Origin of the sequence: Mesorhizobium sp. BR1-1-13 (assembly GCF_020165515.1) — a bacterium.
In the GTDB taxonomy this organism is placed as follows: domain Bacteria; phylum Pseudomonadota; class Alphaproteobacteria; order Rhizobiales; family Rhizobiaceae; genus Mesorhizobium.
On sequence record NZ_JAIUIH010000014.1, the window covers coordinates 1 to 26,024 of the forward strand.

General features: G+C 57.1%; 19 protein-coding genes and 1 tRNA gene. 18 read left to right on the plus strand and 2 right to left on the minus strand.

What is annotated here, in order from left to right:
- The first annotated feature begins 167 nt into the window (after nt 1–167).
- Together LB533_RS25655 and LB533_RS25660 are read left to right on the plus strand one after the other, a co-directional pair.
- Nucleotides 168–1,094 (plus strand): HNH endonuclease, encoded by a 927-nt coding sequence (locus LB533_RS25655; RefSeq protein ID WP_224678463.1) that lies wholly within the window; start codon nt 168–170, stop codon nt 1,092–1,094.
- Nucleotides 1,095–1,205: 111 nt separating this feature from the next.
- Nucleotides 1,206–1,282: transfer RNA gene (locus LB533_RS25660), tRNA-Arg, on the plus strand.
- Here the strand turns inward: LB533_RS25660 and LB533_RS25665 are convergent.
- Nucleotides 1,253–2,902 (minus strand): recombinase family protein, encoded by a 1,650-nt coding sequence (locus LB533_RS25665; RefSeq protein WP_224678464.1) that lies wholly within the window; start codon nt 2,900–2,902, stop codon nt 1,253–1,255. The genes LB533_RS25660 and LB533_RS25665 overlap by 30 nt on opposite strands.
- Before the next feature lie 456 nt (nt 2,903–3,358).
- On the opposite strand from LB533_RS25665, the gene LB533_RS25670 reads away from it, so the two are divergent.
- The 13 genes from LB533_RS25670 (at nt 3,359) to LB533_RS25730 (ending at nt 22,590) form a co-directional block, all read left to right on the plus strand.
- Nucleotides 3,359–4,021, plus strand: a complete 663-nt coding sequence (locus LB533_RS25670) for a DNA methyltransferase (protein ID WP_224678465.1) — start codon at nt 3,359–3,361, stop codon at nt 4,019–4,021.
- A gap of 64 nt (nt 4,022–4,085) precedes the next feature.
- Nucleotides 4,086–4,319, plus strand: a complete 234-nt coding sequence (locus tag LB533_RS25675) for a hypothetical protein (protein WP_224678466.1) — start codon at nt 4,086–4,088, stop codon at nt 4,317–4,319.
- A 54-nt stretch (nt 4,320–4,373) separates the two neighbouring features.
- Entirely contained in the window at nt 4,374–5,549 is a 1,176-nt protein-coding gene (locus tag LB533_RS25680) for a tyrosine-type recombinase/integrase (RefSeq protein ID WP_224678467.1), read from the plus strand.
- Between the two features lie 727 nt (nt 5,550–6,276).
- A complete protein-coding gene (locus LB533_RS25685) occupies nt 6,277–6,504 on the plus strand; it encodes a CopG family ribbon-helix-helix protein (RefSeq protein ID WP_224678468.1) in 228 nt (75 codons plus the stop codon).
- Nucleotides 6,505–6,548: 44 nt separating this feature from the next.
- Nucleotides 6,549–9,398 (plus strand): SNF2-related protein, encoded by a 2,850-nt coding sequence (locus LB533_RS25690; protein ID WP_224678469.1) that lies wholly within the window; start codon nt 6,549–6,551, stop codon nt 9,396–9,398.
- 11 nt (nt 9,399–9,409) lie between these two features.
- Nucleotides 9,410–11,326: a site-specific DNA-methyltransferase gene (locus LB533_RS25695; RefSeq protein WP_224678470.1), complete on the plus strand. Its 1,917-nt coding sequence runs from the start codon at nt 9,410–9,412 to the stop codon at nt 11,324–11,326.
- A 13-nt stretch (nt 11,327–11,339) separates the two neighbouring features.
- The gene (locus LB533_RS25700; protein ID WP_224678471.1) at nt 11,340–11,954 is read left to right on the plus strand and encodes a hypothetical protein; all 615 of its coding nucleotides are present in this window, start codon (nt 11,340–11,342) and stop codon (nt 11,952–11,954) included.
- Between the two features lie 95 nt (nt 11,955–12,049).
- Nucleotides 12,050–14,899: a DEAD/DEAH box helicase family protein gene (locus LB533_RS25705; protein WP_224678472.1), complete on the plus strand. Its 2,850-nt coding sequence runs from the start codon at nt 12,050–12,052 to the stop codon at nt 14,897–14,899.
- A gap of 275 nt (nt 14,900–15,174) precedes the next feature.
- On the plus strand, nt 15,175–16,938 hold the full coding sequence (locus LB533_RS25710) for an SIR2 family protein (RefSeq protein ID WP_224678473.1): 1,764 nt from the start codon (nt 15,175–15,177) through the stop codon (nt 16,936–16,938).
- Nucleotides 16,935–18,347: an argonaute/piwi family protein gene (locus LB533_RS25715; protein WP_224678474.1), complete on the plus strand. Its 1,413-nt coding sequence runs from the start codon at nt 16,935–16,937 to the stop codon at nt 18,345–18,347. The genes LB533_RS25710 and LB533_RS25715 overlap by 4 nt, the downstream gene beginning before the upstream one ends.
- Nucleotides 18,348–18,349: 2 nt before the next feature.
- The gene (locus LB533_RS25720; protein ID WP_224678475.1) at nt 18,350–19,351 is read left to right on the plus strand and encodes a hypothetical protein; all 1,002 of its coding nucleotides are present in this window, start codon (nt 18,350–18,352) and stop codon (nt 19,349–19,351) included.
- 538 nt (nt 19,352–19,889) lie between these two features.
- Complete coding sequence (locus LB533_RS25725) at nt 19,890–20,102, plus strand: hypothetical protein (protein WP_224678476.1); 213 nt, start codon at nt 19,890–19,892, stop codon at nt 20,100–20,102.
- Nucleotides 20,074–22,590, plus strand: coding sequence for an AAA family ATPase (locus LB533_RS25730; protein ID WP_224678477.1), 2,517 nt, complete (start codon nt 20,074–20,076; stop codon nt 22,588–22,590). Before LB533_RS25725 ends, LB533_RS25730 begins: the two co-directional genes overlap by 29 nt.
- Before the next feature lie 22 nt (nt 22,591–22,612).
- Here LB533_RS25730 and LB533_RS25735 read toward each other — a convergent pair whose 3' ends face one another.
- Nucleotides 22,613–23,074 carry a hypothetical protein gene (locus LB533_RS25735; protein ID WP_224678478.1) on the minus strand — a complete coding sequence of 154 codons (462 nt, stop codon included), beginning with the start codon at nt 23,072–23,074 and terminating at the stop codon, nt 22,613–22,615.
- A gap of 470 nt (nt 23,075–23,544) precedes the next feature.
- Between LB533_RS25735 and LB533_RS25740 the strand changes: the two genes are divergently transcribed.
- The 3 genes from LB533_RS25740 to LB533_RS25750 all read left to right on the plus strand — a co-directional run bounded on the left by LB533_RS25740 (nt 23,545) and on the right by LB533_RS25750 (nt 25,586).
- A complete protein-coding gene (locus LB533_RS25740; protein ID WP_224678558.1) occupies nt 23,545–24,444 on the plus strand; it encodes an ArdC family protein in 900 nt (299 codons plus the stop codon).
- 68 nt (nt 24,445–24,512) lie between these two features.
- Nucleotides 24,513–24,821: a hypothetical protein gene (locus LB533_RS25745; RefSeq protein ID WP_224678479.1), complete on the plus strand. Its 309-nt coding sequence runs from the start codon at nt 24,513–24,515 to the stop codon at nt 24,819–24,821.
- 315 nt (nt 24,822–25,136) lie between these two features.
- Nucleotides 25,137–25,586: a helix-turn-helix domain-containing protein gene (locus LB533_RS25750; RefSeq protein WP_224678480.1), complete on the plus strand. Its 450-nt coding sequence runs from the start codon at nt 25,137–25,139 to the stop codon at nt 25,584–25,586.
- Nucleotides 25,587–26,024: the final 438 nt, after the last annotated feature.

Consider the following 26,024-nt stretch of genomic DNA (forward strand, 5'->3'; position numbering starts at 1 on the left):
AGGGTGAGGCGGGCGGGTGAGGGGTGGTCCGCCCAGCGATTTCGTTGAGCCGCTGTAGAAATTCTCTGCAGTTAAACAGTCTGGTGTGTAAAGTTTGATTTTCCGAAGAGGAATACAAGGGCAACGGCAATATCTCGTGCCGGAATAGCCGCAAGGGGGTAGCGGGCGTGGCCGTCAAAATTGTGGTCGCGGTAACGGATGGAGACTGGTTCGAGCAGCTCCGCCGGATGCCTGATTTGATAGAAGTCAATTTCTGGTCGCCATCGCCAAGATCGTTTCGAGCGTTGCAACCGGGTGAGCTGTTTCTGTTCAAATTGCATGCGCCGATCAACATGATCGTGGGAGGTGGGATCTTCGCTTCCTCTACAGTCATGCCGTTATCGCTGGCATGGGAGGCGTTCGGCAAGAACAATGGGGTGACGAGCCTCGCCGAAATGCGAACACGCATCCTCCGCTATCGAAAGCTCGATCCGAGAACAGCCGGCCCCGTCGAAATCGGTTGCCGTGTCCTAACCCAGCCCTTTTTTCTCGAAGAGAGCCGTTGGTTTCCGCCGCCGCTATCTTGGTCAAAGAACATTGTTTCGTTTACGACCTACGGGACAGATAGTTCTGAAGGCGCAGCACTTTGGAACTCGGTGCAGGACGCAATGATTCCCGCGGTTTCCATCAGCACGGGGTTTTCGGAAGAAGCGTCGCGATTTGGAGAGCCTGCGCTGATACGGCCACGCCTCGGTCAAGGAGCGTTCAGGCTGTTGGTGACGGACCTTTATGACAGGCGATGTGCCATTACGAAGGAGCGTACCTTGCCAGCATTAGAGGCCGCCCATATTCGACCCTATGCCGACGGTGGAGAACACTCTCCGAACAATGGCATCCTCATGCGGCGGGACATCCACAGCCTGTTCGATCAAGGGTATGTGACCATTACTCCTGATAATCGTTTTGAGGTGAGCCGGCGCATTCGCGAGGAATTCGAGAACGGTCGACACTACTACGAACTTCACGGATCGTCCGTTGCTGTCCCTTCCGTCGCCAGCCAGCAGCCCGATCGCGATGCGCTGACCTGGCACAACAACAGCCGGTATCTCGGATAGTGACTCGCATTCGAACAAAAATGAGTTCGCCGTTGAAGCCCGCGCCCGCTTCCGCTAAGAAGCCGTGACTTGCCGGTTCGCCGGCTGGTTCGTTTTCCGGCTCGCCGGGAAGCACCCGTAGCTCAGCTGGATAGAGCGCTGCCCTCCGAAGGCAGAGGTCACAGGTTCGAATCCTGTCGGGTGCGCCACTTCCGAACAAAACTGGGCACTCCTGCCGGAGTTGCTCCGCCGCCCATCACAAGCCGTTCCAGAACTGACCGTCGCCCGTGGATGCGGATTTCCGCGTCGTCAACTTCAACCTGGTCGATCAGCGACCGGATATAGGCACGCCTGAATGGTACTTCGCCGTTCAGGACATTTGCCCGCATCAGATCGGCGAAGGCGGCGATATTATCTTCGGTGATGCGCACGTCTGGTCGCATCTCCGATACGGCGCGGTCGAAAGCGACCTGCGCGATGTCACGCTCGGTCTTAACCGCAGCGATGCGGTCCTTGAGCGTTGCGTCAGAAGGGTCAGCAATGCCGCTTTCGATAGCAGCGTAGAGCCGCCCTAGCCTGTCCTTCGCATCGGTGAGCTTTGCGCGCAGACCCGACAGGCGCAGGGAGTAGTCCTCATCTTTTGCCGTCTGGCGCTCCATTATCCCAGTAAGAAGCTTTCGCACCCGTTCGGGCGTGAGCAGTTTTTCAGCCAGCCGGTCACTTACGAGCCGGTCGAGCTTATCCATGGGAATCGAGCGGCCCTTGCAGGCAGCCTTGCCCTTCTGGGCACATGTCGCACAGGTGTAGTACCGGTACTGCCCGGATTTCCCGGTACGCAGCGTCATCCCGCCGCCGCAGCTTGCGCACGTCGCGATGCCCGTCAGGAGAATGGGGCCCGTGACGACGCGAGGAGGCATGACCTTTGGATTTTTGGCCCGCAGCATCGCTTGCACCAGATCGAACGTTGCCGCATCGATGATGGGCTCAACAGGAATTACAATCTGCTCAGCTTCAGGCTTTGATTCCTTGGTCTTCCAGACTTTGCGATTGAAGCGATGCTCTCCCTTGTAAGTCTTGCGGGTAAGAATTTGATGGAGGGGTCCAATGCCCCAGCGCGCGCCAACGCGCGTGCGATAGCCATGCTCGTTGAGCCAGCAAGTGACAGCCTTTACGCCCAGAGGGCCGGACACACCGTCGCCTTTCAGGAACAAAGTGAACATGCGGCGCACGATTTCGGCTTCGACAGGGTCGACGGCAAGGCGTTTCTTCGTCTTCGCGCCGCGTTGCCCGGCATCGACGATGGCGTAGCCGAATGGAGCCTTTGCGCCATTCCAAAAGCCTTGCCGGGCATTCTCCTGCATGGCTCGGAGAACATGCTTTGCATTCTCCTTGGACTGGTATTCGTCGAAGAGAGCAAAGACCTGCCGGACCATCACGCTCATAGGGTCGTCGCCCAAGTCCTGCGTAATGCTGACGAGGCTGACACCCGCCTTACGCAGCCGCCGGACGTTGTGTTCGAGCGCGAAGTGGTCACGTGCAAAGCGGCTGAAGGAGTGAACGACGACGGCATCAAAGGGCGAGCCGCCGGAAGTCGCCATATCAAGGAGGCGCTGGAGTTCGGGCCTGTTGTCGTCCATGCCGCTGGCCCCGGCTTCGACGAACTCAATCGCTACTTCCCACCCGCGTGCTGCGCAAAAGGCGAGCGCCTGCCTGCGCTGGTCGGGAATGGAGAGATCAGATTCTGCCTGACGGCCTGTGGAGACGCGAAGGTAGAGCGCCGCGCGTTTGGCCGTGAGCGCTTCCCCAGCCTCGGATACGGTGTGTTTCATCGAACCAGCCCTCAGAACCGGCCTTCTATACGCGCCATCTTTTCGGCGCTTTCGAGTCCGGTCGAAGATTTTCTGTGCTCAGTGCTCGCTAGAATGGCAAGTAGCTGGGGAAGGAGGAAAGCTTCAACCGCGTCGAGCTCCGCGGGCGTTATTGAGGGCTCGTCTCCCAGATCGTCAAGAACCGAAAACTCCGATTTTTGTTGGCTATCCTCCCGTTTCATACCAGAAGGATGGCAGCAACCGCACGAGATATCCTGGCCAGAAGCTGGTCACGGGCTCCTGTCTGGTTGCCTTTTCGTATTTGCCGCTTTTCTTGGCTAGCCGCGCCTTCTCCGCAACGGCCCGCCCGCTCCTTCGCTGCGCTCCCGTGTTGTTCGTTCCCCTCCGGTGCCGCGAAGGCTTGTTCGGCCAGCCTATGTCTTTGCGTTACGAAAACGCGCATAGACAGGAGAATTCATGGCGCTTACTTGCAATCTAATCCGCAATACCGTTGCCCTCGGCAACTGCATCGATCTCATGAAGCAGATGCCGTCACGTTCGGCAGATTTCATCCTGACCGATCCGCCCTACATCACTCGCTACCTGGATCGCTCGGGACGTTCTGTGATGAATGACGATAACGCTGACTGGCTCGGTCCCTCGTTTGAGCAGGCGTATCGTGTTCTGAAATGCAATTCATTCTGCGTCAGCTTTTATGGCTGGTCCAAGGCGGACCTGTTTCTGACTGCATGGCGAAACGCGGGCTTTCGCATCGTAGGCCATTTGGTGTTTCGCAAGAGCTATGCATCATCGGCGAAGTTCTTGAGATATGAGCATGAGCAGGCGTATCTCCTCGCGAAGGGGCAACCAGAGTTGCCAGAATTTCCTTTGGGAGATGTCATCGATTGGCCTCGATCAACGGGAAACAGATTCCATCCCACCCAAAAGCCGGTCGAGGTTCTAAAGCCGCTGATACGAGCCTTCAGTTCGCGTGGCGATCTTGTCCTTGATCCTTTCTGCGGCTCGGGCTCGACCCTGATCGCTGCACGCGATACCGGACGCAATTACGTCGGTTTCGAATTGGACGAGAAGCATCACGATTCTGCCGTTACCCGGCTTGCTGCAGAGATCAGAGGTTAACGACAATTAACCATTTTTAAACCAAAGATTGCAATAATATATTTATTGCAATTGGAGGTATATTATGGACATGCCGATTTATATTGGTCTTTCAGAGGCAAGAACCGAACTTGCCTCGATGGGAATCGAACTTTCTGACAGGCAAATCAAGCGTGCCGCCGATCGGGACGCTGGCGGTAAGCGGAAGCTTCCGTTTTTTGTCGATCCGATTACAGGAACTTTGAAAATAGAAAAGGGTTCGCTGGTCGCAGCCTATCGAAAACTGCAAGTAGATGCTGAGAAAAACTTGCAAGAATAAGGATTATGGTGATTCTATACTTCTTTCACTAACCAAATACATTTTGAGAATTGATTGGCCGATATAAGGAAACGCACAGGGGCTAAGGGCACCACCTACCAAGTTCGCTACCCCAGCAAATCAGCCAAGTCGGGTTACGCATACGCGTCCTTTGACACCATGAAAGAGGCGCGTGCTTTCTCTGAAAATCTAGGGGCGGTGAAAGAAGCGCCAACCGGCGCAAAACTCGATGTGCCTTCTGCCGTCGACCGCTGGCTCGATATTTGTGAAAAGGTCGGGCGGGATGGGCGCGAGACCGTCGAGCCTGAAACACTCAAGGAATACAAGCGCCGGGCCCAGGTGATAAAGCGGTATCCCTGGACCAGGCTCCTGCATGAACTTGAACAGGCCGACATAGTGAAGTTTCGGACCTGGCTTCTAGAGAATGTAACGCGCGACCTTGCGCGTCGGACCCTCTCCTCGTTTCATTCAGTTCTGATCGAAATGAAATTGCAGGGCATGATCAAAGACGACCCTGCTGCACACATCACCATTCGGAGCGGCGGACGTTACGACGGTGACAACGACGAAGTTGAAATCCCATCCGATCAGGAAGTGAGGGACATCCTTGCCGCGACCGAAACGTTGCGCTCCAAGAACGAGTACATGGCGAAATGTTGGGCGCGCTACAAGCCGATGATTCATTTAGCCGTGTTCTCAGGAATGCGCCCCTCGGAGTATCGGGGCCTGCCTTGGACCAATGTCGGAAACGGCGTGATTCAAGTGAAGCAGCGGGCCGACAAAACCGGTTTGATTGGACCGGTTAAATCCAAAGCCGGGCGTCGCACCCTGCACATCTCATCCAAGGTCACTGATATGATTTTGGAATGGCGGGCGAGTTGCCCGAAGAGCGAGGCGGACCTGGTATTCCCAACCGACACAGGGAAGCCCATCCTTCTCTTCAATTTTGCCGTGGGCGCTTGGGCTCCGCTTTTGCGGGAGGCGGGTATGGTGGTCCCGGAAAAGGTGGGTGACAAGATCATCTTGAAACCGAAATACACGCCGTATTGCCTTCGCCACTATCAGGCGAGCAAACTTATTGAGAAGAGCAAGGATGCTAAGTACATCCAGTCCTTCATGGGTCACTCCGACATTCAGATCACCTACAATACGTACGGTCATTTGATGAAAGATCGCGAGGATCGACACAAGCAAACAGCCGAAGAAATCGCCGCCGACCTGCTCGGCTAACCAAATCCTGAGTCCGATTCCGCGCATCGGACGCGATCGGATTCGCCACAAACGCGCCACAAACTCAAAAAGTCCAATCCAGAGAATGGCGGATTTCCGCGGGTTTCCGAGGATCGGTTTTTGTGGCAAGAAATACCGCCATCTGTATGACTATGGAAATCATCGGCTTCTAAGCCTTTGATTTATAAAGTGGAGCGGGTGAAGGGAATCGAACCCTCATGGCCAGCTTGGAAGACTTACTGAAACTTTTATATTTCAAACCGTTGATCTGTGATTGCCACAGACTTGCCACAGCGCGTGATAGCAATCACAGCTTACCTTCGGCTTGCATCAGAACGCTGAGCAACCTAGCGGGCCAGTCCGCTTCCCCAGCACTGCGTGCACGTTTTCCATACCTGCTTCCGAACATACCGCATGCCACCGCAGACGAAGCAGGAATTTCGCTGTGAGAAGGTGCAGCTGGAGCAAGGCACTTGTTCGTCGACCCGGACCTGGCCCTCGGTGCATTGATAGGCAGCACAGCGGCTTTGGTTTTTCTGAATAAACATAACTTCCTCCTTGAGGCTGGCTGATCCTACGCGTCACGGGCGGCCGGGGCTTGGCCAGAAACTGGTCAGTTAGCTGCTCACATCCGGGAGCGGGGCTGTCGTCGTGACCGCGCGATTCCGGGTATGCAAGGTGCACCACTTTACATAATGTCACTCCTGATTCTTATTGAGGCGAGTCGATGCCGGTAGACAAGGAAAAGACGGTCAGGACCTCGGTGATCGTGCCTGCCGACCTGTACCAGCGTGTTCAGCAGCTTGCCGCCAGCAATGACGTTTCGGCTGCGTGGATAGTCCGCCACGCGCTGTCGCAGTTTCTGGCGGGTTATCACGGGGAGCAGACAATACCGCTCAAGCTTGGCCCCCGCGGAGATCGCCCCGCTCGCGGTCGCGGCAGGAAGGGCGCGTGAGGCGGGTTTGACGGCTTGGGTCGAGCGGCCAGGTAGGGGGAACATTGGCTACGGAATATCACGCGAAGCTTTTCGCTCACGAGCTTACCCGCCAGCGCTCGGTTGCCGACGCAGAGAAGCTTGCTGGCGCGTTGCTGGATGCTCAGGTCGATCTGAACCCCCATCAGGTCGAAGCAGCCTTGTTCGCGTTTAAATCGCCCCTATCAAAGGGCGCGATTCTCGCGGACGAAGTCGGGCTGGGAAAGACCATTGAGGCGGGCCTCGTGCTGGCCCAAAAATGGACTGAGGGCAAACGCCGTATGCTCGTCATCGCCCCGGCCAACCTTCGCAAGCAGTGGTCACAGGAGCTCGCGGAAAAATTCTTCCTGCCATCGACCATCCTTGAGGCCCGGAATTACAACAAGCTGAAAAAGGATGGCGCGCGCCGTCCGTTCGAGCAGAAGACGCTCGTGATCTGCTCCTTCCAGTTCGCAGCACGAAACGCGGACGAGCTCATGGTCATCCCCTGGGACCTCGTCGTGATTGATGAAGCCCACAGGCTGAGAAACGTCTACCGGCCAGACAACCGCATAGGCAAGGCGCTGAAGGGCGCGCTTGCCAACTCCCCTAAGGTGCTGCTTACGGCGACGCCTCTTCAGAACTCCCTCATGGAGCTCTACGGGCTGGTCAGCCTTGTCGACGACTTTGCCTTCGGCGACGCGAAAAGCTTCAGGGCACAATACGCGCGCCTGTCAGACGATGCGCAGTTTGACGAACTCAAAGATCGCCTGAAGCCCGTCTGCCACCGGACGCTGCGACGGCAGGTGCTGGAATATATCCGCTACACGAACCGCATCCCGATCACGCAGGAGTTTGTACCGACCGAGGACGAGCAGAAGCTCTATGACATGGTCTCCGAGTATCTGCGGCGACCATCCTTGCAGGCTTTGCCGTCAAGCCAGCGCTCCCTTATGACCCTCATCATGCGCAAGCTTCTGGCGTCATCCACTTTCGCCATTGCCGGAGCGCTTGATTCGCTCGCCCGCAAGCTTGAACGCCAGCTTGGGCAGGACAAGAACCTGCGTGAGAAGCTCGAACAGGAGATCGCGGAGGACTACGAGGAGTTCGAGGAAACCGCTGACGAGTGGGGCGATGACGAGGCCGCGCCGGAGCTCCTGAGCGAAGAAGACATCGCCAATATCGGGGCCGAGATCATCGAGCTGCGCGGCTTCCGCGACCTCGCCGTGACGATCTCGGAGAATGCAAAAGGACAAGCGCTTCTAAGCGCCCTGCGCGCCGGATTTATGAAAGCGAAGGAGCTCGGGGGCGCGGAGAAAGCCATTATCTTCACCGAGTCGCGCAGGACACAGGAATATCTCGTCCGGCTTCTGTCCGCGAACGGCTTTGACGGCAAGTTCGTCCTCTTCAATGGCTCGAATTCAGACGAGCAATCGAAGCAAATATACAACGCCTGGATTGAACGCCATAAAGGCACCGACAAGGTCACAGGCTCCCGCACGGCGGATATCCGGGCGGCGCTCGTGGATTACTTCCGCGAGACCGCCTCGATCATGATCGCGACAGAAGCCGCCGCGGAAGGCATCAATCTTCAGTTCTGTTCTATGGTGGTCAACTACGACCTGCCCTGGAATCCGCAGCGCATTGAACAGCGTATTGGCCGCTGCCATCGTTATGGCCAGCGTTACGATGTTGTGGTGGTGAACTTTCTGAACAAGAACAACGCCGCCGACCAGCGAGTGCACGAGCTGCTGTCCGAGAAATTCAAGCTCTTCTCGGGCGTGTTCGGCGCGAGCGATGAGGTGCTCGGCGCTATCGAGTCCGGCGTTGAGTTTGAAAAGCGCATTGTCTCGATCTACCAGAACTGCCGCTCGACCTCAGAAATCGAAACCGCGTTCGAGCAGCTGCGCACCGAGATGGACGCGAACATCACAGCGACCATGGAGGATACGCGCCGCAAGCTGCTTGAGCACTTCGACGCTGAAGTCCATGACCGGCTTCGCATCAACATGAATCAGAGCCGCGAATATCTTGACCGATACACCCGCATGCTCTGGGCACTCACGAAGCATGAGCTCGGCAAGCAGGCCAAGTGCGATGACAATTATCTGACCTTCATGCTGTCCGTGTGCCCTTCCGGCCTGGACGTACCAACGGGCAGTTACTTCCTTTCAAAGGTTGGCATTGATGGCCATCGCTACCGGCTTGGCCATCCGCTCGCCCAGCACATCATCGGCACGGCGGGCGCTCGGAAGCTGAACGGGGCGACGCTTGTCTTTGATTACACGGCGTGGCCGCAGACCGCCGTCGCAATCTCGCCCCTCGTCGGGAAGCAGGGAGCGCTCGTCGCGCACAAGCTGTCCGTTCGGGGAGCCGACGACCAGGACCATATCATCATCGCGGCGATGACGGATGACGGCGAGGCAATCGATGCAGCGGCGGCGATGCGCCTGTTCGAGCTGCCTGTTCACAAGGCGGCGGCAAACGATGCGCATTTGCCTGATGCAGTCAGGGCCGCTGCCGAGATGCAGCGCAAGATCATTCTCGATGACATGGCGGCGCGGCAGGCTAGATGGTTCGATGATGAAATCGACAAGCTGGACAACTGGGCCGAGGACAAGCGCGCGGGCCTGAAGGCCGATCTCAAGGACATCGACGAGGAGATCAAAGCCCTCAAGAAAGAGGTTCGCCAGACCGGCAATCTTCCGGACAAGCTCGCCTTGCAGCGCAAGGCGCGTTTACTTGAAGGCAAGCGCGATGAAGCATGGCGGGCGTACGACGCGGCAGCCAAAGATATTGAGGTCCAAAAGGACGGACTTCTCGATCAGGTGGAAGAGCGACTCGGGCAGGCTGTGTCCGACGAAGAGCTTTTTGCCATCAGATTCCAAGTTAAGTGAAGGGGCAAAAAATGAACAAGCCGGAACAGGCCGAACCGGAGAAGATGGATTTGCATTCGATGGACGTGGCAGCGGAGAAGCGGGCCGAGCTACGGCGTTCGCTTGAAGATGCATTTCCCGGGGTGTTCACCGAGGGCGCCATCGATTTCGATCAACTGAAACGGGAACTAGGGATATGGGTCGATCCGGGTAAGGAGCGATTTGGACTGAATTGGCCTGGAAAAGCGGAATGCATGCGCATCGTCCAGCAGCCGAGCGTCGCCACCTTGAAACCAGTGCCTGATCAGTCAGTCAATTTTGATACAACTGGCAACGTATTCATTGAAGGCGACAATCTCGAAGTTCTCAAACTTCTTCAAAAATCCTACTTCTCAAAGATCAAGATGATCTACATCGACCCGCCATACAATACCGGGAATGAATTCATCTATCCCGACAAGTTTGCGGAGACGCTGGATACCTACCTATCGTACACTAATCAGCTGGACTCGGGGGGACGACGATTTTCGACCAACGCTGACTCTGCCGGGCGTTATCACTCCCGATGGCTGACAATGATGTACCCTCGGTTATATCTCGCCAGGAACTTGCTGCGGGAGGACGGCGCTATCTTCATCTCGATCGATGACAACGAGGTCGGTCGTCTTAGAGAGCTCTGCGACCAAATCTTCGGTGAGGAAAACTTCGTTGCGACCGTTATTTGGCAAAAAGTCTTCTCTCCGAAAAACTCTGCGGCCTATTTTTCTGAAGATCATGACTACATCGTAATATACGCTCGCAATAAGGAGGTATGGCGACCTGCGCTGTTGCCGCGATCTGATAGCGCCGAGTCACGCTACGAAAATCCTGACGACGATGCGAGAGGTGCCTGGACATCAGGCGATCTATTGGCTCGCAATTTCTACGGCAAAGGCACCTACGAGGTAACTGGGCCAGGCGGGAAGAAATTTTCTAATCCCAAGGGGAGCTACTGGCGCGTCTCGAAAGAAAATTTTGATGAGCTGAACGAAGACGGGCGCATCTGGTGGGGAAGCGACGGGAACAACATGCCGCGCCTCAAGCGGTTTCTTTCAGAAGTCAAACAGGGCGTAGTGCCCCAGACCCTTTGGAAATATACGGATGTCGGCCACACTCAAGAGGCTAAGAAAGAGCTCCTGGAATATGTGGCCTTTGAGAACACCGAGAATGTTCTGAATTCGCTGAAGCCAACTCGGTTGCTAAGACGAGCTATGCAAATTGGAACGCGGGCGAACGAGGGAGATATAATTCTCGATTTTTTCGCGGGCAGCGCATCGACCGGCCACGCTGCGATGCTTCAAAATGCTGAGGATGGCGGCAACCGTCGCTTCATACTAGTCCAGCTGCCCGAGCCCCTTCCCACCGAAGAGGCATCTGTCCGGACAATCGCCGACCTGGGAAAATCCCGGCTGCGCAAAGCTGGGCAGGTACTAGCGGCCGAGGCAGAAGCGAAGCTCGATCTGGCAGGCAAGCGCAGCGAGATGGACACCGGCTTCAGGCTTCTAAGGCTTGATCGATCTAACTTTCGAATCTGGGATGGCGACAGCCAGAGCTCTGACATCGGTGCTCAGCTAGAATTGCATGTGGACCACGTTTCCGAAGCAAGCTCGGCGCAAGACATTCTTTTCGAGCTAATGCTTAAATCAGGCTTCCTGCCGACCACGGCTGTGAGCACAGAAATCTTGGCAGGTACGGAGGTTTTCTCGATTGAGGGAGGCGCTCTCCTGATCTGCCTTGCAAAGCAAATCACCCCGGAGCTTATCGACGCGTTAGCCGAGGCGAACCCATTGCAGGTCATCTGCCTCGATGAAGGCTTCAAGGGTAATGACCAGCTGAAAACGAACGCCGTGCAGACCTTCAAGGCTCGGGCGCAGGCCGAGGAATCCGAAATCGTCTTCAAGACAGTTTGAGGAGGACGCAGTCATGGTTCCCGAACGTTTTGTTACTGAATATCCCGCGCGTTGCCGCCAGCTTCTCGATATCCTGGAAGCGCCCGCGCGGAAGGCGGACCTTGTCGGCTCATTTGCCCTGCTTGTCGCCAGCGCGGCCTTCACCATCCCTTTCGCGCGGATGGTTGAAAAGGCGCACCCGCTCGGCGCGCCGGAGGATAAGCTTTATGACGCGGTCGAAGGTCTTAAGAAGCAATCTTTCGCGGATGCAAAATTTTGGCAGGGCGCGAAGCCGGGCTTTTTCCGCTACGCAAAGATCGTGACAGAGGCGGAGAATTCCGTTCGCTGGCGCAATGCCAAAGGAGAACATCCGCTCGCATCATCCGAGATGAAGGATGCGAACATCATTTTGCGCACTATCCGCAACGCTCTCGCCCATGGCAACGTCGTATATCTCGACAAGGACGGATACGAGACGCCAGGCAATCGGCTCGTCTATCTGGCCTTTCTCAGCAGGCACGAGGGCGACGGCTATCGCGTCGCGATCTTCGACGAGGAGACGTTTCTCGCCTTCCTCAAGGCATGGATTGGATGGCTTCAGACGTTCCCTCCCGAGCGCGAGCTTAAGTTCGCGGAGGCGGCAGAATGAAACTCAAATTTGACCCCTCGCTTCTGTACCAGCATGATGCAGTGAATGCCGTCGTCGGCGCGTTCGAAGGTCAGCCTTTCGTGCAGACCGGTGCTATGGCGATGCAGGCGCTTCAGATCGGCGGACTGTTCCAGACGGAGCTCGGGCTCGGCAATCGCCTCACCATCGGCGACGACGAGATTCTTAAAAACATTCAGGCCATCCAGGAAGCGAACGAGATTGAGAAGATCGCCGCCCTTGCCGGGCGTGAATTCTCGGTTGAGATGGAGACCGGAACAGGCAAGACCTACGTCTATCTGCGCACCATTTTCGAGCTGAACAAAACTTACGGCTTCAAGAAGTTCATCATCGTGGTGCCGAGCGTCGCCATCCGTGAGGGCGTTCTAAAGAGCATCGATGTCACGAAGGAGCATTTTCATACGCTCTTCGACAACGTGCCCTTCGATCATTTCGTTTATGACTCGAAGCGTCTCGGCAAGGTGCGCCAGTTCGCGACCAGCAACCAAATCCAGATCATGGTCATCAACATCCAGTCCTTCCAGAAGGATGTTGCCGATAAGGATATGTCGGAGATGACGGAGGACGAGCTGAAAAAGCTCAACGTCATCAACCGCGAGAATGACCGCATGTCGGGCAGGAGGCCGATTGAATTCATTCAGTCGGCCTGCCCCGTCGTCATCATCGACGAGCCGCAGAGTGTCGATACTACCGACAAATCCCGGCGCGCTATAGCTAACCTCAATCCGATGGTGACGCTGCGTTACAGCGCAACGCATCGCAATCCCTATAACCTTGTCTACAAGCTCGACCCGATCAAGGCTTACGACCTTCGGCTCGTAAAGCGTATCGAGGTCGCGTCCATCCGGTCGGACGATAATTTCAATGACGCGTATGTCAAGCTGCTCAAAACCGACAACAAGAACGGCATCAAGGCGCAGATCGAGATTCACAAGGAAGGCGCTTCCGGTCCGAAGGTGGCGAAGCTCTGGGTCAAACAGGGCGACGACCTTTTTGTGAAGTCCGATGAGCGTGACGCGTACCGCGACGGCTACATCGTGCAGAACATCGATTGCACACCGGGCGCGGAATATATCGAGTTCAATCAGGGGCGCTTCCTTGAGCTCGGTCAGGAGGTCGGCGGGCTCGGCGACGACATCATGAAGGCCCAGGTCTGGGAGACCGTCGAGCAGCATCTCCGGAAGGAACGCGCTCTCAAGGGCAAAGGCATCAAAGTCCTGTCGCTGTTCTTCATCGACAGGGTCGCGAATTACCGCATCTATAACGATGACGGTTCGACGAGCCTTGGCAAGATAGGTCAATGGTTCGAGGAGGCATATAAGGAGCTGACCGCGAAGCCGATCTACAAGGGGCTCATCCCCTTCGATGTCGCCGAGGTCCATAACGGCTACTTCTCGCAGGACAAGCAGGGCCACGCGAAGGATACGCGCGGCAACACCGCCGACGATGATGACACTTACAGCCTCATCATGCGCGACAAGGAGCGGCTGCTGGACCCTGATGTTGCTCTGCGCTTCATCTTCTCCCATTCCGCGCTGCGCGAGGGCTGGGATAATCCCAACGTCTTCCAGATTTGCACGCTGAATGAAACGCAGTCGGTCGAGCGCAAGCGGCAGGAGATTGGCCGCGGGCTGCGCCTGCCGGTCAATGCGGATGGGGAGCGCGTCCACGACGAAACGGTGAACCGCCTTACGGTGATTGCGAACGAATCCTATGAGGATTTCGCCCGCACCCTTCAAACGGAGTTCGAGGAAGATTTCGGCATCAAGTTCGGCAGGGTTGAGAAGATCGCCTTCGCAAAACTCATTCAGCGCGCGCCGGACGGCAGCGAGAATGCCCTTGGGCAGGATGCTTCGGTGAAGCTCTGGGGCGAGCTCGTCGCGAAGGGCTACCTCAATTCAACAGGTGACATTCTCGCGAAGTTCGACCCCAAGAACCCACACTTCAAGCTGGACGTATCGAATGAATTCGCGGCGCTTGCGCCCGAGATCATCGACGAGGTGAACCGGAAGCTCTTCAAGAACCGTATCGTCAACGCGCGCGAGGAGCATACGCTGAAGTTCCGCAAGGAAGTGCAGCTCAGCCCCGAATTTCAGGCCCTTTGGGAGAAGATCAAGCACCGCACGCGTTATCGCGTGACCTTCGAGACGGCAGACCTCATTGACCGGGCGCTTGCCCGCATCAAGCAGATCGAGCCGATCAAGGCCGCCCGCGTTGCGACTACCGTGGTCGAGGTCGAGATCACCGACGCTGGCGTTTCTGCCGACAAGCAGATTTCATCGAGGGTGCGCGAAACGGAGCAGGTGAAAATTCTGCCCGACATTCTCACGTTCCTTCAGAAAGAAACCGAGCTCACCCGTCATACCCTCGCTGAAATCCTGAAGCGTTCCGGGCGGCTTCCCGAATTTAAGATCAATCCGCAGGCGTTCATGGCGGCGGTCGCGAAGGAAATCTCGCGCGCCCTGCACGATCTCATGCTGGAAGGCATCAAGTACGAGAAGGTTGTGGGCCAGCATTGGGAGATGAGCCGCATCGAGCAGGAGGCCGAGGAAGGCATCGTCCGGTATCTTGGCAACCTCTATGAGGTGCAGAACCGTGAAAAAGCGCTGTTCGATGCAATCGTTTATGATTCGGAAGTGGAGCGGCAGTTTGCCCGCGATCTCGACCACAACGAGAACGTCAAGCTGTTCGTCAAGCTGCCGTCCTGGTTCAAGATCGACACGCCCATCGGCACCTACAATCCCGACTGGGCCTTCGTCACAGAGCGCGACGAGAAGCTTTACTTCGTGCGGGAGACGAAGAGCACGCTTGACAGCGAGGAGCGGCGCACGAAAGAGAACCAGAAGATTGCATGCGGACGCAGGCACTTCGCCTCCATCGGCGTTGATTTCTCGGTTGTCACCTCTCTGGCGGAAGTTTCTTTTTAGCGGCCATACCGCGAGCGGCTTCCAGCCGCTCGCGGGCCCCCAGAAAAGTGGCTGAATTCCATAATAGTGCACCGCAGAAATACTCTGTTCGTCTTCCTACCGGTCCGCTATTGATAAGGCTTAGGTGACTACAGAATCCGTATTTCGGATTTGCGTGGCTCTTGGTTGTGGATTGCCTGTGTGCTCCACCTTGCCCGCGCGACAGCGCCTACCATTTCTGTTCCATTTAGTATTTGGGCGCGCTGCGGGCGAATCGCTGCGCTGGAAAGAGCAATATGACCGACCAATATGAACTTACGAGCATTTTCTGCGCGAAGCCCCAGCAGTTCGCCTGGTTCATCGGAGCAGGAACGTCCGCAGTCGCGGGGCTACCCACAGCGTGGGACATCATTTGGGACTTAAAGCGGCGGCAATATTGCCGGGAAGAAAATCAAGATATATCCCGACAGGATGTTCAGATCGGAGCGATCAGAGCCCGCATCCAAAGTTATATGGAATCGAAAGGCTTCCCGCCGGAAGGCGACCCGACCGAATACACGAAGTATTTCGAGAATATCTTTGGAGACGATAAGGAGCGGCAGCGCCAGTACCTCACCGGCATTCTGTCGGAAGACAAGGTGACGCTTTCTGTTGGCAATCGTGTTTTGGGGGCACTTTTGGCTACCGGGCGAACCCGCGCCGTCTTCACCACAAATTTTGACAGTGTCGTCGAAAGAGCTGTCGCGGAAGTGAGTGGCAGGTCGATTTCGGCGTACCATCTCGAAGGAGCGGCATCGGCGAACAGCGCCATCAGCAACGAAGAGTTTCCGTTTTACTGCAAGCTGCACGGCGACTTCAGGTACGACAGCATCAAGAATTTGCGTAGCGACCTTGCCTCTCAGAATGAGGATTTGTCCAAAGCGCTATTGAATGCGGCAAATCGGTTCGGCCTCATTGTCTCCGGCTATAGCGGGCGGGATGAGAGCGTCATGTCTCTCCTGCGTTCGGCGCTGGCAACGCCCAATCCGTTTCCTCACGGTCTTTACTGGACAGGCATGAAAAACGCGCCTGTCCTGCCAGCTGTCGACCGCTTGCTCGAAGAGGCAACGCGCCTCGGAGTAAAGGCATCGTTCGTTGAAGTGGATACCTTCGATTCCTTGATGCTGCGTTTCTGGCGCAACATGGCTGGCAAAGAGCCTGAGATCAACGCGAAGGTTCAGAAGACCCAGCGGACGAATGTCGAAATCCCTTTGGCAGCTCCCGGCAAAGGCCAAATCATAAGAATGAATGCGCTGCCGATCATCGGCTTGCCGAAGGAATGCCAGGCGGTCGAGTTTAAAGGAGCGAAGGAGTGGAGCGATCTGCGCTCTGCGGCGAGCGCGAATGAAGGCAGGCTGATTTTCACAAAATCCGACACGACATTGTGCTGGGGCGAAGAAGCACTCATCCGCGGCCACTTTGCGGATGTCGTGTCGGTGTCCCGTCATGATATTTCGTCCAAGATCGTCGATCTGGGCAATCACCTCTACATGAAGCAATTCCTCGAAGAGGCCGTCTGCAAGGGGCTAGCACGCGAGAGGCCGCTGCTCACACGAACGAACAAATCGGGCTCAAGCTTGATAGCGGATGCGCACAGCGCCGATCAATCTGCGCTTGCCCCGTTGCAACGCATTGTCGGAAAGACGAACGGACAGATTGCTGGTCTGTTCACGTTGGTCGATGAGGAGAATCCGCAGCCGGAAAAAGTGTTCTGGGCGGAAGCCCTTCGCGTCTCAATTCAGGTGATAGATGGAAGAAGCTGGCTCCTTTTTGACCCGGACATTTGGATTTGGCCCACCCGCGCCCGTCCGCTAGCCGCAGGCTTTCTCGATAAGCGGCGCGGGGACCGATATAACAAGCTCTACAATGATATCCTCGATGGTTGGCTTTCGGTGCTTCTGGGCGATCATGATCGCAAGGCAGCCTTCACGGTCGCCGCGTATGAAAGCGGCTCGCCAGCCGAAACGCCCGTCTTCAGCCTTCAGCTGCGAACGGCATTCACGCGCAGGCTGGCATCATGACCACGCATAGCAGTGAACTTCCGGGATACGCGACTATTCCCGAGCCGGACCTGATGTTCGCGCAGGGCGGACTCGACAAGCACCCGCTACGGGGACTGATCGATCATGGGCCATACGGCCTGAAGTACGGCACGCCTGCATCGGTTCGCTTCGCCTTGCTCGCGCCGGGCGCGAAAATGCGCCAGCTGCGCGGGCTTGTGGCCGAGCTAGGCAATGGCGCGAAGACGCGCGAAGTTCCTGCATACTACCCTGATTATCCCGGGTTCGAGAAAGTTTTCCGGGCTCCAATCGTGCCCGTGCATGACGACCTTGCCTTCGCATTTCCGGACGAGCTTGATGCTTACGCTCAAAAGCAGGATAAGCGTGCGCTTGCCCGCGGCCTGTTTCAGTGCATCGCGCAGCTTCGCCCGATCCGCTCGCGCTTTGACGTTGCGCTCATATATCTTCCTCCAACGTGGGCAGCATGTTTTGAGGATGAGGGCTTCAACTTCCACGACTATCTGAAGGCGTTCTGCGCACCGTCTAATATCCCAGTGCAGATTCTTCGTCAGTCAAGCTTTGACCGCGCCTGCCGGTCAAATGTTATGTGGGGCTTGAGCGTCGCCATTTATGCCAAAGCGGGCGGCGTGCCCTGGAAGCTCACGGGCCTAAACCCGGATGAGGCCTTTATCGGCATAAGCTACGCTATGAAGCGGCTCGCTTCCGGCACGGAATATAGCACCTGTTGCAGTCAGGTGTTCGACCCCGATGGCACGGGCTTCCAGTTTGTAGCTTACGATGCTCGTGAGTTCACGCAGGACAGAAGCAAAAATCCTTATCTGTCCTACTACGAAATGCAGTCAGTGCTCTCGCGCAGTCTCGAAATCTATCAACGCGGCTATTTTGGCAGGCTGCCGAAGAAGATCACCATTCATAAGAATACGGAGTTCAAGGAAGAGGAGATTCTTGGCGCGCTCGACAGCTTCCGCGACGGCACCGAGGTCGAGCTTGTCCAGATCGTCAAGGGCGTGAGCTGGAAGGGCATCAGGTTCAATACAGCAAAGCCCCCGCTTCCGTTTGGATACCCGGTCAGCCGGGGAACATACATTCCGGTCGAGAAAGACGAGGCGCTTCTTTGGACCCAGGGCAGCGTACGCGGCGTGAACCTTAAGAATTCCGCGTATGACATTTATAAAGAAGGCGCACTCAAGCCCACACCGTCTCCGGTCCTTGTACGCAGATTCGCTGGAAGCGGCGGATGGCACGATACCTGCGCTGGCATCATCGGCCTTACGAAGATGGACTGGAATAACAACACGCTTTACAAAAAGCTTCCGGTCACACTTGTCTACTCGAAGACATTCGCCGACATCATCCAGCAGAACCCCGAGATCGTAGACAACATCTACGATTTCCGCAGCTTTATGTAGCCATGCTGCGCTTTCTCGCCAACAACATCGAGCAGGTCGATCTGGCGCTGGAGCACGTCGCCAAGGGCGATGCCAACAATGCGCGATTTGGGCTCATGCTCCTCGACAATGTCGTCGAGATCACTCTGCACCAAATCGCAAAAGACAAGCAGAACGACCTTTCGTCATTCCTGCATCGTGACAAGCCGTACGCGCATGCCGCGGCGCTGAAGGCTGCCTTGGGGCAGCATTTCGATTCCAAGGTCAAATTCGCGAAGAAGATCGGAAAGCTGTCGGAAGAGACAGGTAACAGTATCGGCATTTTTCACTCGTTTCGAAACGAGGTCTACCATATCGGCGTTCAGCATGAGGCCATCCTTCCGGCTATTGTGCCTTTCTATTTCCAGCTTTCATGCGAACTGCTCGATGGTTATAAGCCGCCCTTCTTTGGGTACAGTCACGGAATGACGTTGCCTGAGAGGTCGAGAAAATACTTCGGCACAGACCGTTTCTTCTCCAGAGGTATTGAAGACTACCACGGCGCTTGCAAGACGCTCGGCGACTCCATCCCTTTTCAACCCGCCGAGATGGCAGGGGCGCTTGCAGACCATATGGACGGGGTTATCAAACAGCAAGATATTGCGATTGAGGTGATCGCGACAGGCGGGCCACGCCAGTACACCCGCGATGAAGCCATCGTAGAAACATTCGCCTGGCGCATTGCATTTAGCGACGAGGGCAAGAAGTATGCTCAAGCCAATCGCTTCCGCGGAAGTCTGTCCGAGTTCATAACTTGGCTAGGAGATAACTACCCATTCCCCTTCAGGAGCGACCCAATACCGGGCTGGAGGACACGGGCGGCACGGGTTCGAGCGGAGACGAACCCGCATAAGGCGTTAAAGAAATACCGTGACTTCGTGACGCAAACAGAGGAATCGCGGGAAGCGCTGGACCAGGCGCATGGTCAGGTCGATCAGTACATTGAGGAGCAGATTGAGCGAATGCGCGAAGATAGACGCCGCTAAAGATTTACGAAAGCGGCAGCCCGAAGACGGGCTGCCGCGAGCGTTCGGTTATGCGAGTCTGAAGCTCGGCGCGGCGAGAGCCCTGCGGATATTCTGAAGGTTCGCGTGAGCGTTACGCAGTTCCACCGACCCCGCCGGAAGTTTCGGCAGCTCAGCTGCTATCCTGCGAAGCAGCACCAGTGCCTCAGGACGCGTCAGCTGCGAAATCTCGGTTTGTGAAATCACTCTCATTTTTTCCTCCGTCTTTTCGGGCCGCGACCGCCGCGGCCTTCGTACGGGCCGGTTCACGCGCCCCGGCAGCGGGCTGCACCGCTTGCGGCTGGAACGGAGTGGAGGAGTGCAACGCACTTGCAGCCCTTAGCTGACGAGGGTGCGAAGGAGCCGAGAGAAGAAGGACGCGCGGCACGCGCCCGAGGGAGGAAAAGAGTGATTTAACGGGGGAAAGCCGAGTTGCAGATCGCGGTTTCCGCGACTGGTGATACACTTCCAGCAACGCAGTAAGGGGTTGCTGTGAGAACAGACGGGTTGGGGGAATAGCGTGAGCGAGGAAGAACAGTCAGACGATGAGCCGCAGAGCAATCTCGGGCGGCTACAGGGTCATTTAAAGGAAGGGAGCCTTGCGGCAGAGTTGGTTGCCGCCCGCATCGCAGCTGGCGATGGCGACCCGCGCCCGCCCTTGCGCAAGGCAATGCTTGACCGAATTGAAGCGCTGAAAGCCAAGCATGACCCTTTGCAAGATCAACAAGCTTGAGATTCAAGGGTTCAGGGCGTTCGGGCGAACCGCGCAGACGCTTGAATTCCCCTCACTGCTCGCGTCGGTCTGGGGACCGAACAGCCAGGGCAAGACGAGCCTCGCGGAGGCCGTCGAGTTCCTCCTGACGGGAGAGATCGTTCGGCGCGCCCTAATGGCGAGCGGACAGGACGAGTTTGCCGATTCGCTGCGGAACGCGCATCTCCCTGCCGGGATGGATGTGTTCGTTCAGGCCACCGTGCTTGGCATCGATGGCAAGGAATATGTCGTCAGGCGCACGCTGACGACCGACTACGGCAAGAAGCAGGAATGCGTGACGGCGCTGACCATCGACGGAACGCCGTGCAATGAAACAGGGCTTGCGGCGCTTGGCATCCGGCTGTCACAACCGCCGTTACGCGCGCCGGTGCTTGCACAGCATACGTTAGGCTACGTGTTCTCGGCGAAGCCGCAGGACCGGTCGAGCTATTTCAAGGCGCTGCTTGAAGTCACCGACCTTGACGAGTTTCGCAGTCAGGTGGCGGCGCTTGAGAAAGAGATTGCGCCCCCTGAAAACCCGCTTCTCGCGAAGTTCGCGGCGGCGGTCGCCGTTCCGGCTGCTGCGCAGCATCTGAAGCCGTTTGTTGTGAAGGTACTCGCCGCAAACGAGCTCGCGGCGTCGCTTTCCAACGCGCTCAAAGCCATCATTGAGGCGAGCGGGGAAACAGCGCCAGCAGGCTATGGAGAGCGTAAGGAGCGCGTCGTTGCCCTTCTTGCCGAGAAGCAGGCGAAGACGTTCCCGCTCAAAGGGTTTGACCGGAAGCCCCTTGCGGCTTGGGCCGCGCCAGCGCCTGAAAGGATTGCGAGCCTGCACCGTTTTGTGGAGGAGCGCGGGAAGATCGACGCGGAAGTGCGCCGCCTTGCCAATCTATTCCGCGAGGCGCTCGCTCTGCCTGCGGTGCATGAGGCGGCGCACCCCATCGACTGCCCGCTGTGCGGGGCGGAAGACACGCTGACTCCTGAGAGGATTGCGCTTTTGCGCGAGCGCGTTGCCGATACCGAAGCGTTTCAGAAGGCTTTGAAGGATGCGCGTGAAGCTCTTGGCCCGATGACGACGGGGCTGTCCGGCTTTGAGACCGCGCTGCGCGATGCGCTGCCGATCTTCATCACCAATCCCTCGAAATTCAGGCGGGCGCGCGGGTTCCGGGTAGAACGCATCTGCGAGCTGCTGGGAGCGGATGGGCAAGCTGACATTGAAGCGTGGCTATCCTCGCTTCGGATTCTTGCCCGCGATAGGAGCCGCGTCATCGCGGCGATTCGCGGGACCGGCTTGCTTGTCGAGAGCTGCGCTAAGAATATGGACGGGTTTGACGAATGCGCAAAGATTGAAGACGGGTTCGGCGCGGTCGCGGAAGCCCATGCCGGGTTCGCGTCTGCGCTCGCGGCATACGGCGCAGCAGAGGACAAGGTGCGTGCGGGGCTGCAAGCCATCGTTGACGCACAGAGCGAGACGGCGGGATGGCAGGAGCTTATCGAGCTTGCGGATAACCCGGCGGCGCTGCGATCTGTCATGATCGAGCGCACCGCGTATGCCGAAGCCGCGAAGGAGCTCGCTCAGGCGATCAAGCAGATCGACAAGGGGAACGAGGCGGTCCTTGACGAGAAATTCGGCGATCTCAGCGACGGTGTTCAGAAATGGTGGGATATACTAAGGCCGGAAGAGCACAGCTATTTCGATGGCGTGAAGCAGCGGCCCGGCGCGCGGCGTACAATCGACTTTAAGGCGGGGCTTTCAATCGCGCCTGACCGGAGCAGCCCGCAGCTTCGCGATGTCGTCGCGGTTTTCAGCATGTCACAGCTTCACTGCCTTGGCCTTGCGCTGTTCTTGGCCCGTGCCGTGAACGAGAAGGTGGGCTTCGTCGTGCTGGACGACCCCATCTTGTCGAGCGACGAGGATTATCGCGCCTTCTTCAACGCCATGGTCGTCGAGGAGCTCATCAATCTCGGCATGCAGGTGATCGTGCTGACGCAAGATCAGAAGACCTGGAAGGATCTCGGCGAGCGATATCTTCATCAGGGCATCGGCCTCTTCCAGATCGACCTACGAAGCCCTGCCGACGGTTCCGCGGTTGCCAACACCGCGGACGACCTTGAGACCAAGTTCATGAAAGCCGAAATCCTCGTGCGCGGCGGCCATCCCAGCCTGCACAAGCAGGGAGGCGAACTGATACGCGATGCCGCGGAGCGTTTCTGTAAGGAGATGCTCATCAAGGAACGCCGGGCAAAAGGCGAAGCGGCCGCCTCGCTTAACGACTATGGCCTTAAAAATCTCGGCCATCTCGCGCCGCTCGTCGAGCCGCTTCTTACCCGTGATCCGTCCCACGCGGGAAAGCTGCGGGCCATTGGAGGGGCAGTAAATCCCGCGAAGCACGACGATGCTATTCCAGCGGCAGGCGTTCTCAAGGTCGCGCTTGGCGATATCCGGTTCCTGAAGAAGACCTATCTCTGAAAAGAACTGACGGCTTGAGCGGTCAGTGCAGGGTTGGATTCTCGCCGCCGTCATCGTGCTCGAAGGGCTGGGCATACCAGAGCACTTTCAAAACCTCCTTCCAGAAAGGCTCGAATTCGGTGCCTTCGGCTGCGGCGATATACATCTGGATTGTTGCATCCGCCGCGAGGACGTTCGCGGTTGCCTGAACGATGCGAGCCGTGATTTCTGCGGGGTCGCGGCCCGATATGCGGAAAGCTTCGCTCTGCTCGATAAGGACAACGGTGCATTCGCGCGCCTGCCAAAGGGGAATGTGACAGACCTCGTGCATGAACCGCAACAGCAGCGCGGCCATGTCCCATCTGCATGTGTGTTCTGATGTATACTGCGCATGCGCGAGACGGTCGGATTCTGCCTGAAGCCGTTCCGCCTCCGTCATCTCCTTAAGGTCGCCGACCAAAGCGCGGAAACGCCGTACAGCGGCAATGTGAATGTCGGTATTCATTGTTTGCTCCTGTTGCTGGAAGGAGCATCGTCCTTTGTGTCGTGAAATGCCTGGTCAGAAGCTGGACAGTTAGCAGGCGCGCGCCGCCTGCGCTTCGCTCCAGCGCCGCCGGGCTCTATTCGCCCCCGCTTTCGTCTGGCGACTACAGCGCGGCTCACCGAACCCGCAATCGCGGTTTCGGCCATACGGTGACGATCCCTCGCGCGAGGATTCATAAGAAGCGTTCCGCTGCTTTCATGACGTGAAGGGCTTCAGGAAGGGCGCCGCCCTCCCTCCCTTCGGCATGTCTTCTTAGAGCTGGCAGGGCCGCGTCCGGACGCATGGCGCTCCAAACAGAGCGCTTCCGCTTCGCGCATGCGCCGTCCGGCAACCCGGCCAGTCACGAACCCATACCCACCCAGACCCTCCCGCTCTCGGCGAGTGCCAACCGGTTGCATGGCGCACCCGTCTTTTTGAGCGAGGAGGAAACAGTGAGAAACGATGTCTATCAGCGCGTAACCGACCAGATTGTGGCAGAGCTTGAGAAGGGCGTTCTACCTTGGCGCAAACCCTGGAATGCGGAGCATGCGGCAGGCAGGATAACGCGGCCATTGCGCGGCAATCTTGTTCCCTATCAGGGTATCAACGTCATTATGCTTTGGGCGGAAGCCGTGGAGAAAGGATTTGCTGCACCCATCTGGATGACCTTCAAGCAGGCGCAGGAGCTCGGCGCACATATCAGGAAGGGCGAGAAGGGAAGCCTTGTTGTGTTTGCTTCCAGCATCACCCGCACCGAAACCGACGGTAAGGGCGAGGAAAGCGAGCGGGATATTCCTTTCATGAAGGGCTACACCGTCTTTAACGTCGAGCAGATCGACGGATTGCCCGCGCAGTATCATGCGCCTGCGCAAGAGCGGCTTGACCCCGTTGAGCGTATCGCTAAAGCCGATGAATTCTTTTCAGCCACCCGGGCACAAATCCGCCACGGCGGGAATGTCGCCTGCTACAGCCTCACAAGCGATGAAGTACGCATGCCTCCCTTCGAAACCTTCCGCGATGCGGAGAGCTATTACGCAACTCTGGCGCACGAGGTGACGCACTGGACGCGGCATCCTTCCCGGCTTGACCGCGACTTCGGCAGGAAGCGTTTCGGCGATGAGGGCTACGCGATGGAAGAGCTTGTGGCGGAGCTTGGAGCCGCGTTTGTTTCAGCCGATCTTGATCTCACTCCTGAAGTCCGGGCCGATCACACCGCCTATATCGGGAACTGGCTGAAGGTGCTGAAGGAAGACCCTCGCGCGATCTTTACCGCCGCTTCTCACGCGCAGCGGGCCGCCGATTGTCTGAATGGCTTTCAGCTGAGCGCGGCCACACAGGAGCGTGCCGCCTGACCGTGGCATGGTATGGTCAGGAAGCGCCCGATTAGTGCCACAAAAAGTCAACCCGGAGGGAACAGACCGTGACGGAAGATAAAGAGCTCGAAGCGGAACGCCTTGCCCTGCTTGCCGAATTGCGGAAGAGCGATCAGGAACGCGGCGAAAAGCAGCCCCTTGAATATCGTTACGGGGCGGAAAGCTTCGGCTGCCATGAAGCGCTGCACACAACCAGCCTCTTGCTCGGCCTGATTGACCGGGAGCTCTCAGCTCATGGTTCAATCATTCAGAATGCGGAATGGTACGCCCATGTCCGCAAAGCTCAGGATGAACTGTCGGCGCTCTATCAGAAGATCGGGGCGGCGCATCTTGCTGGCACAGATCAGCGGCATTGACCGCGCTCCCGTTGGTCGCGCGGTTACGGAAATAATCGTAATAAATCGGCGGATAGAATCCGGGAAGCTGCTTTTTCATCTGGAAGAGCAGGCTTACGCAGCTTCTAATTGAAGCTTGCGGACAGACTCCGCATCGGGCTTTTCAAACCCGTGCAAGCGGTCGGACATGACCGTCATTCATGTCCCTTGGCATTTGGCCGGGGGACAGCACTGCATGTTCAGGGCTCCGGCCTAAAGAGTGCTGTGATCGTCTTGCACGATTTTGAAACTCCCGGCCACCAGCGAGGTGGCATTCCCAACAACCAGGAACGATCGATGCCCGGCGACAAGCCGGAGCTGCGGGAGTGCATGTCGGAACGGAAGAGAAGAGCAAGGTCAGGCGCAAGTCCGCACCCTGTCGATGTGATCGCAGGGCGCAATCTGAATATCGCGCGCAAGCTCGCCGGTTATAGCCAGCAGCGGCTTGGAGCCGAGGTGGGGCTGACCTTCCAGCAGATTCAGAAATACGAGAACGGCAAGAACCGTATGTCGGTCTCGCGCGCGTGGGAATTCGCGTCAATCCTCGGCATCAGCTTTTCTGCCTTGGTTGATGGTGCGGACGATATGACCACCGGCAGCGGGATGACGGGGCCACGCTTCACTGAGTGGCTGACGCTTTACACAAGGGCGCAAGCGACGGGACGGCTTCGTGAGATTGCTGCGGTTGCTGGACACATCGTGCAGCTCTGTGAGCTTTCAGCGCCGGAGTCTTCTCAATGTCAGTGAGTGTTTTTCATATGCGATTTAGAAGTGGGTTAACTCGCTACGCAATTGCACCGTGTACGAAACTTGGTCGATATTGTATGATGCTTCTCATTTTAAGTCATCGATTTCAATCGATCACAATTTGGCTTCTTGCTCATCAACACGAGGTGTTATTTGAAATCTATTAATCTGAGATCACCGGCTCTGATGTGGGTCGGAGCATTGCTGTTACCGTTTGTAATGCAGATATTGATCGGATTGCCGTCAGGATTTGGAGCAGCAATACTTCATATTCCTCCGCGTCCGCTAGGCTTATTCGTGTATTACGCGCTAATCGTAAGCCCAAGCTACCTCGTTTTAGGAAGCGCTCAGGCCCGGCAAGACGATCTCGCTAGGCGTCTTGTGACATTCACTGCGCTCCTTTTCATCATAATCCCCCTAGTAATGATTACGAGCATC

Bases quoted from the DNA above. Each gene is read 5' to 3' on its own strand.
- LB533_RS25665 (WP_224678464.1), bottom strand. From the start codon at position 2,902: ATGAAACACACCGTATCCGAGGCTGGGGAAGCGCTCACGGCCAAACGC.
- LB533_RS25670 (WP_224678465.1), top strand. From the start codon at position 3,359: ATGGCGCTTACTTGCAATCTAATCCGCAATACCGTTGCCCTCGGCAAC.
- LB533_RS25675 (WP_224678466.1), top strand. From the start codon at position 4,086: ATGGACATGCCGATTTATATTGGTCTTTCAGAGGCAAGAACCGAACTT.
- LB533_RS25685 (WP_224678468.1), top strand. From the start codon at position 6,277: ATGCCGGTAGACAAGGAAAAGACGGTCAGGACCTCGGTGATCGTGCCT.
- LB533_RS25695 (WP_224678470.1), top strand. From the start codon at position 9,410: ATGAACAAGCCGGAACAGGCCGAACCGGAGAAGATGGATTTGCATTCG.
- LB533_RS25700 (WP_224678471.1), top strand. From the start codon at position 11,340: ATGGTTCCCGAACGTTTTGTTACTGAATATCCCGCGCGTTGCCGCCAG.
- LB533_RS25705 (WP_224678472.1), top strand. From the start codon at position 12,050: ATGGCGATGCAGGCGCTTCAGATCGGCGGACTGTTCCAGACGGAGCTC.
- LB533_RS25710 (WP_224678473.1), top strand. From the start codon at position 15,175: ATGACCGACCAATATGAACTTACGAGCATTTTCTGCGCGAAGCCCCAG.
- LB533_RS25715 (WP_224678474.1), top strand. From the start codon at position 16,935: ATGACCACGCATAGCAGTGAACTTCCGGGATACGCGACTATTCCCGAG.
- LB533_RS25720 (WP_224678475.1), top strand. From the start codon at position 18,350: ATGCTGCGCTTTCTCGCCAACAACATCGAGCAGGTCGATCTGGCGCTG.
- LB533_RS25730 (WP_224678477.1), top strand. From the start codon at position 20,074: ATGACCCTTTGCAAGATCAACAAGCTTGAGATTCAAGGGTTCAGGGCG.
- LB533_RS25735 (WP_224678478.1), bottom strand. From the start codon at position 23,074: ATGAATACCGACATTCACATTGCCGCTGTACGGCGTTTCCGCGCTTTG.
- LB533_RS25750 (WP_224678480.1), top strand. From the start codon at position 25,137: ATGCCCGGCGACAAGCCGGAGCTGCGGGAGTGCATGTCGGAACGGAAG.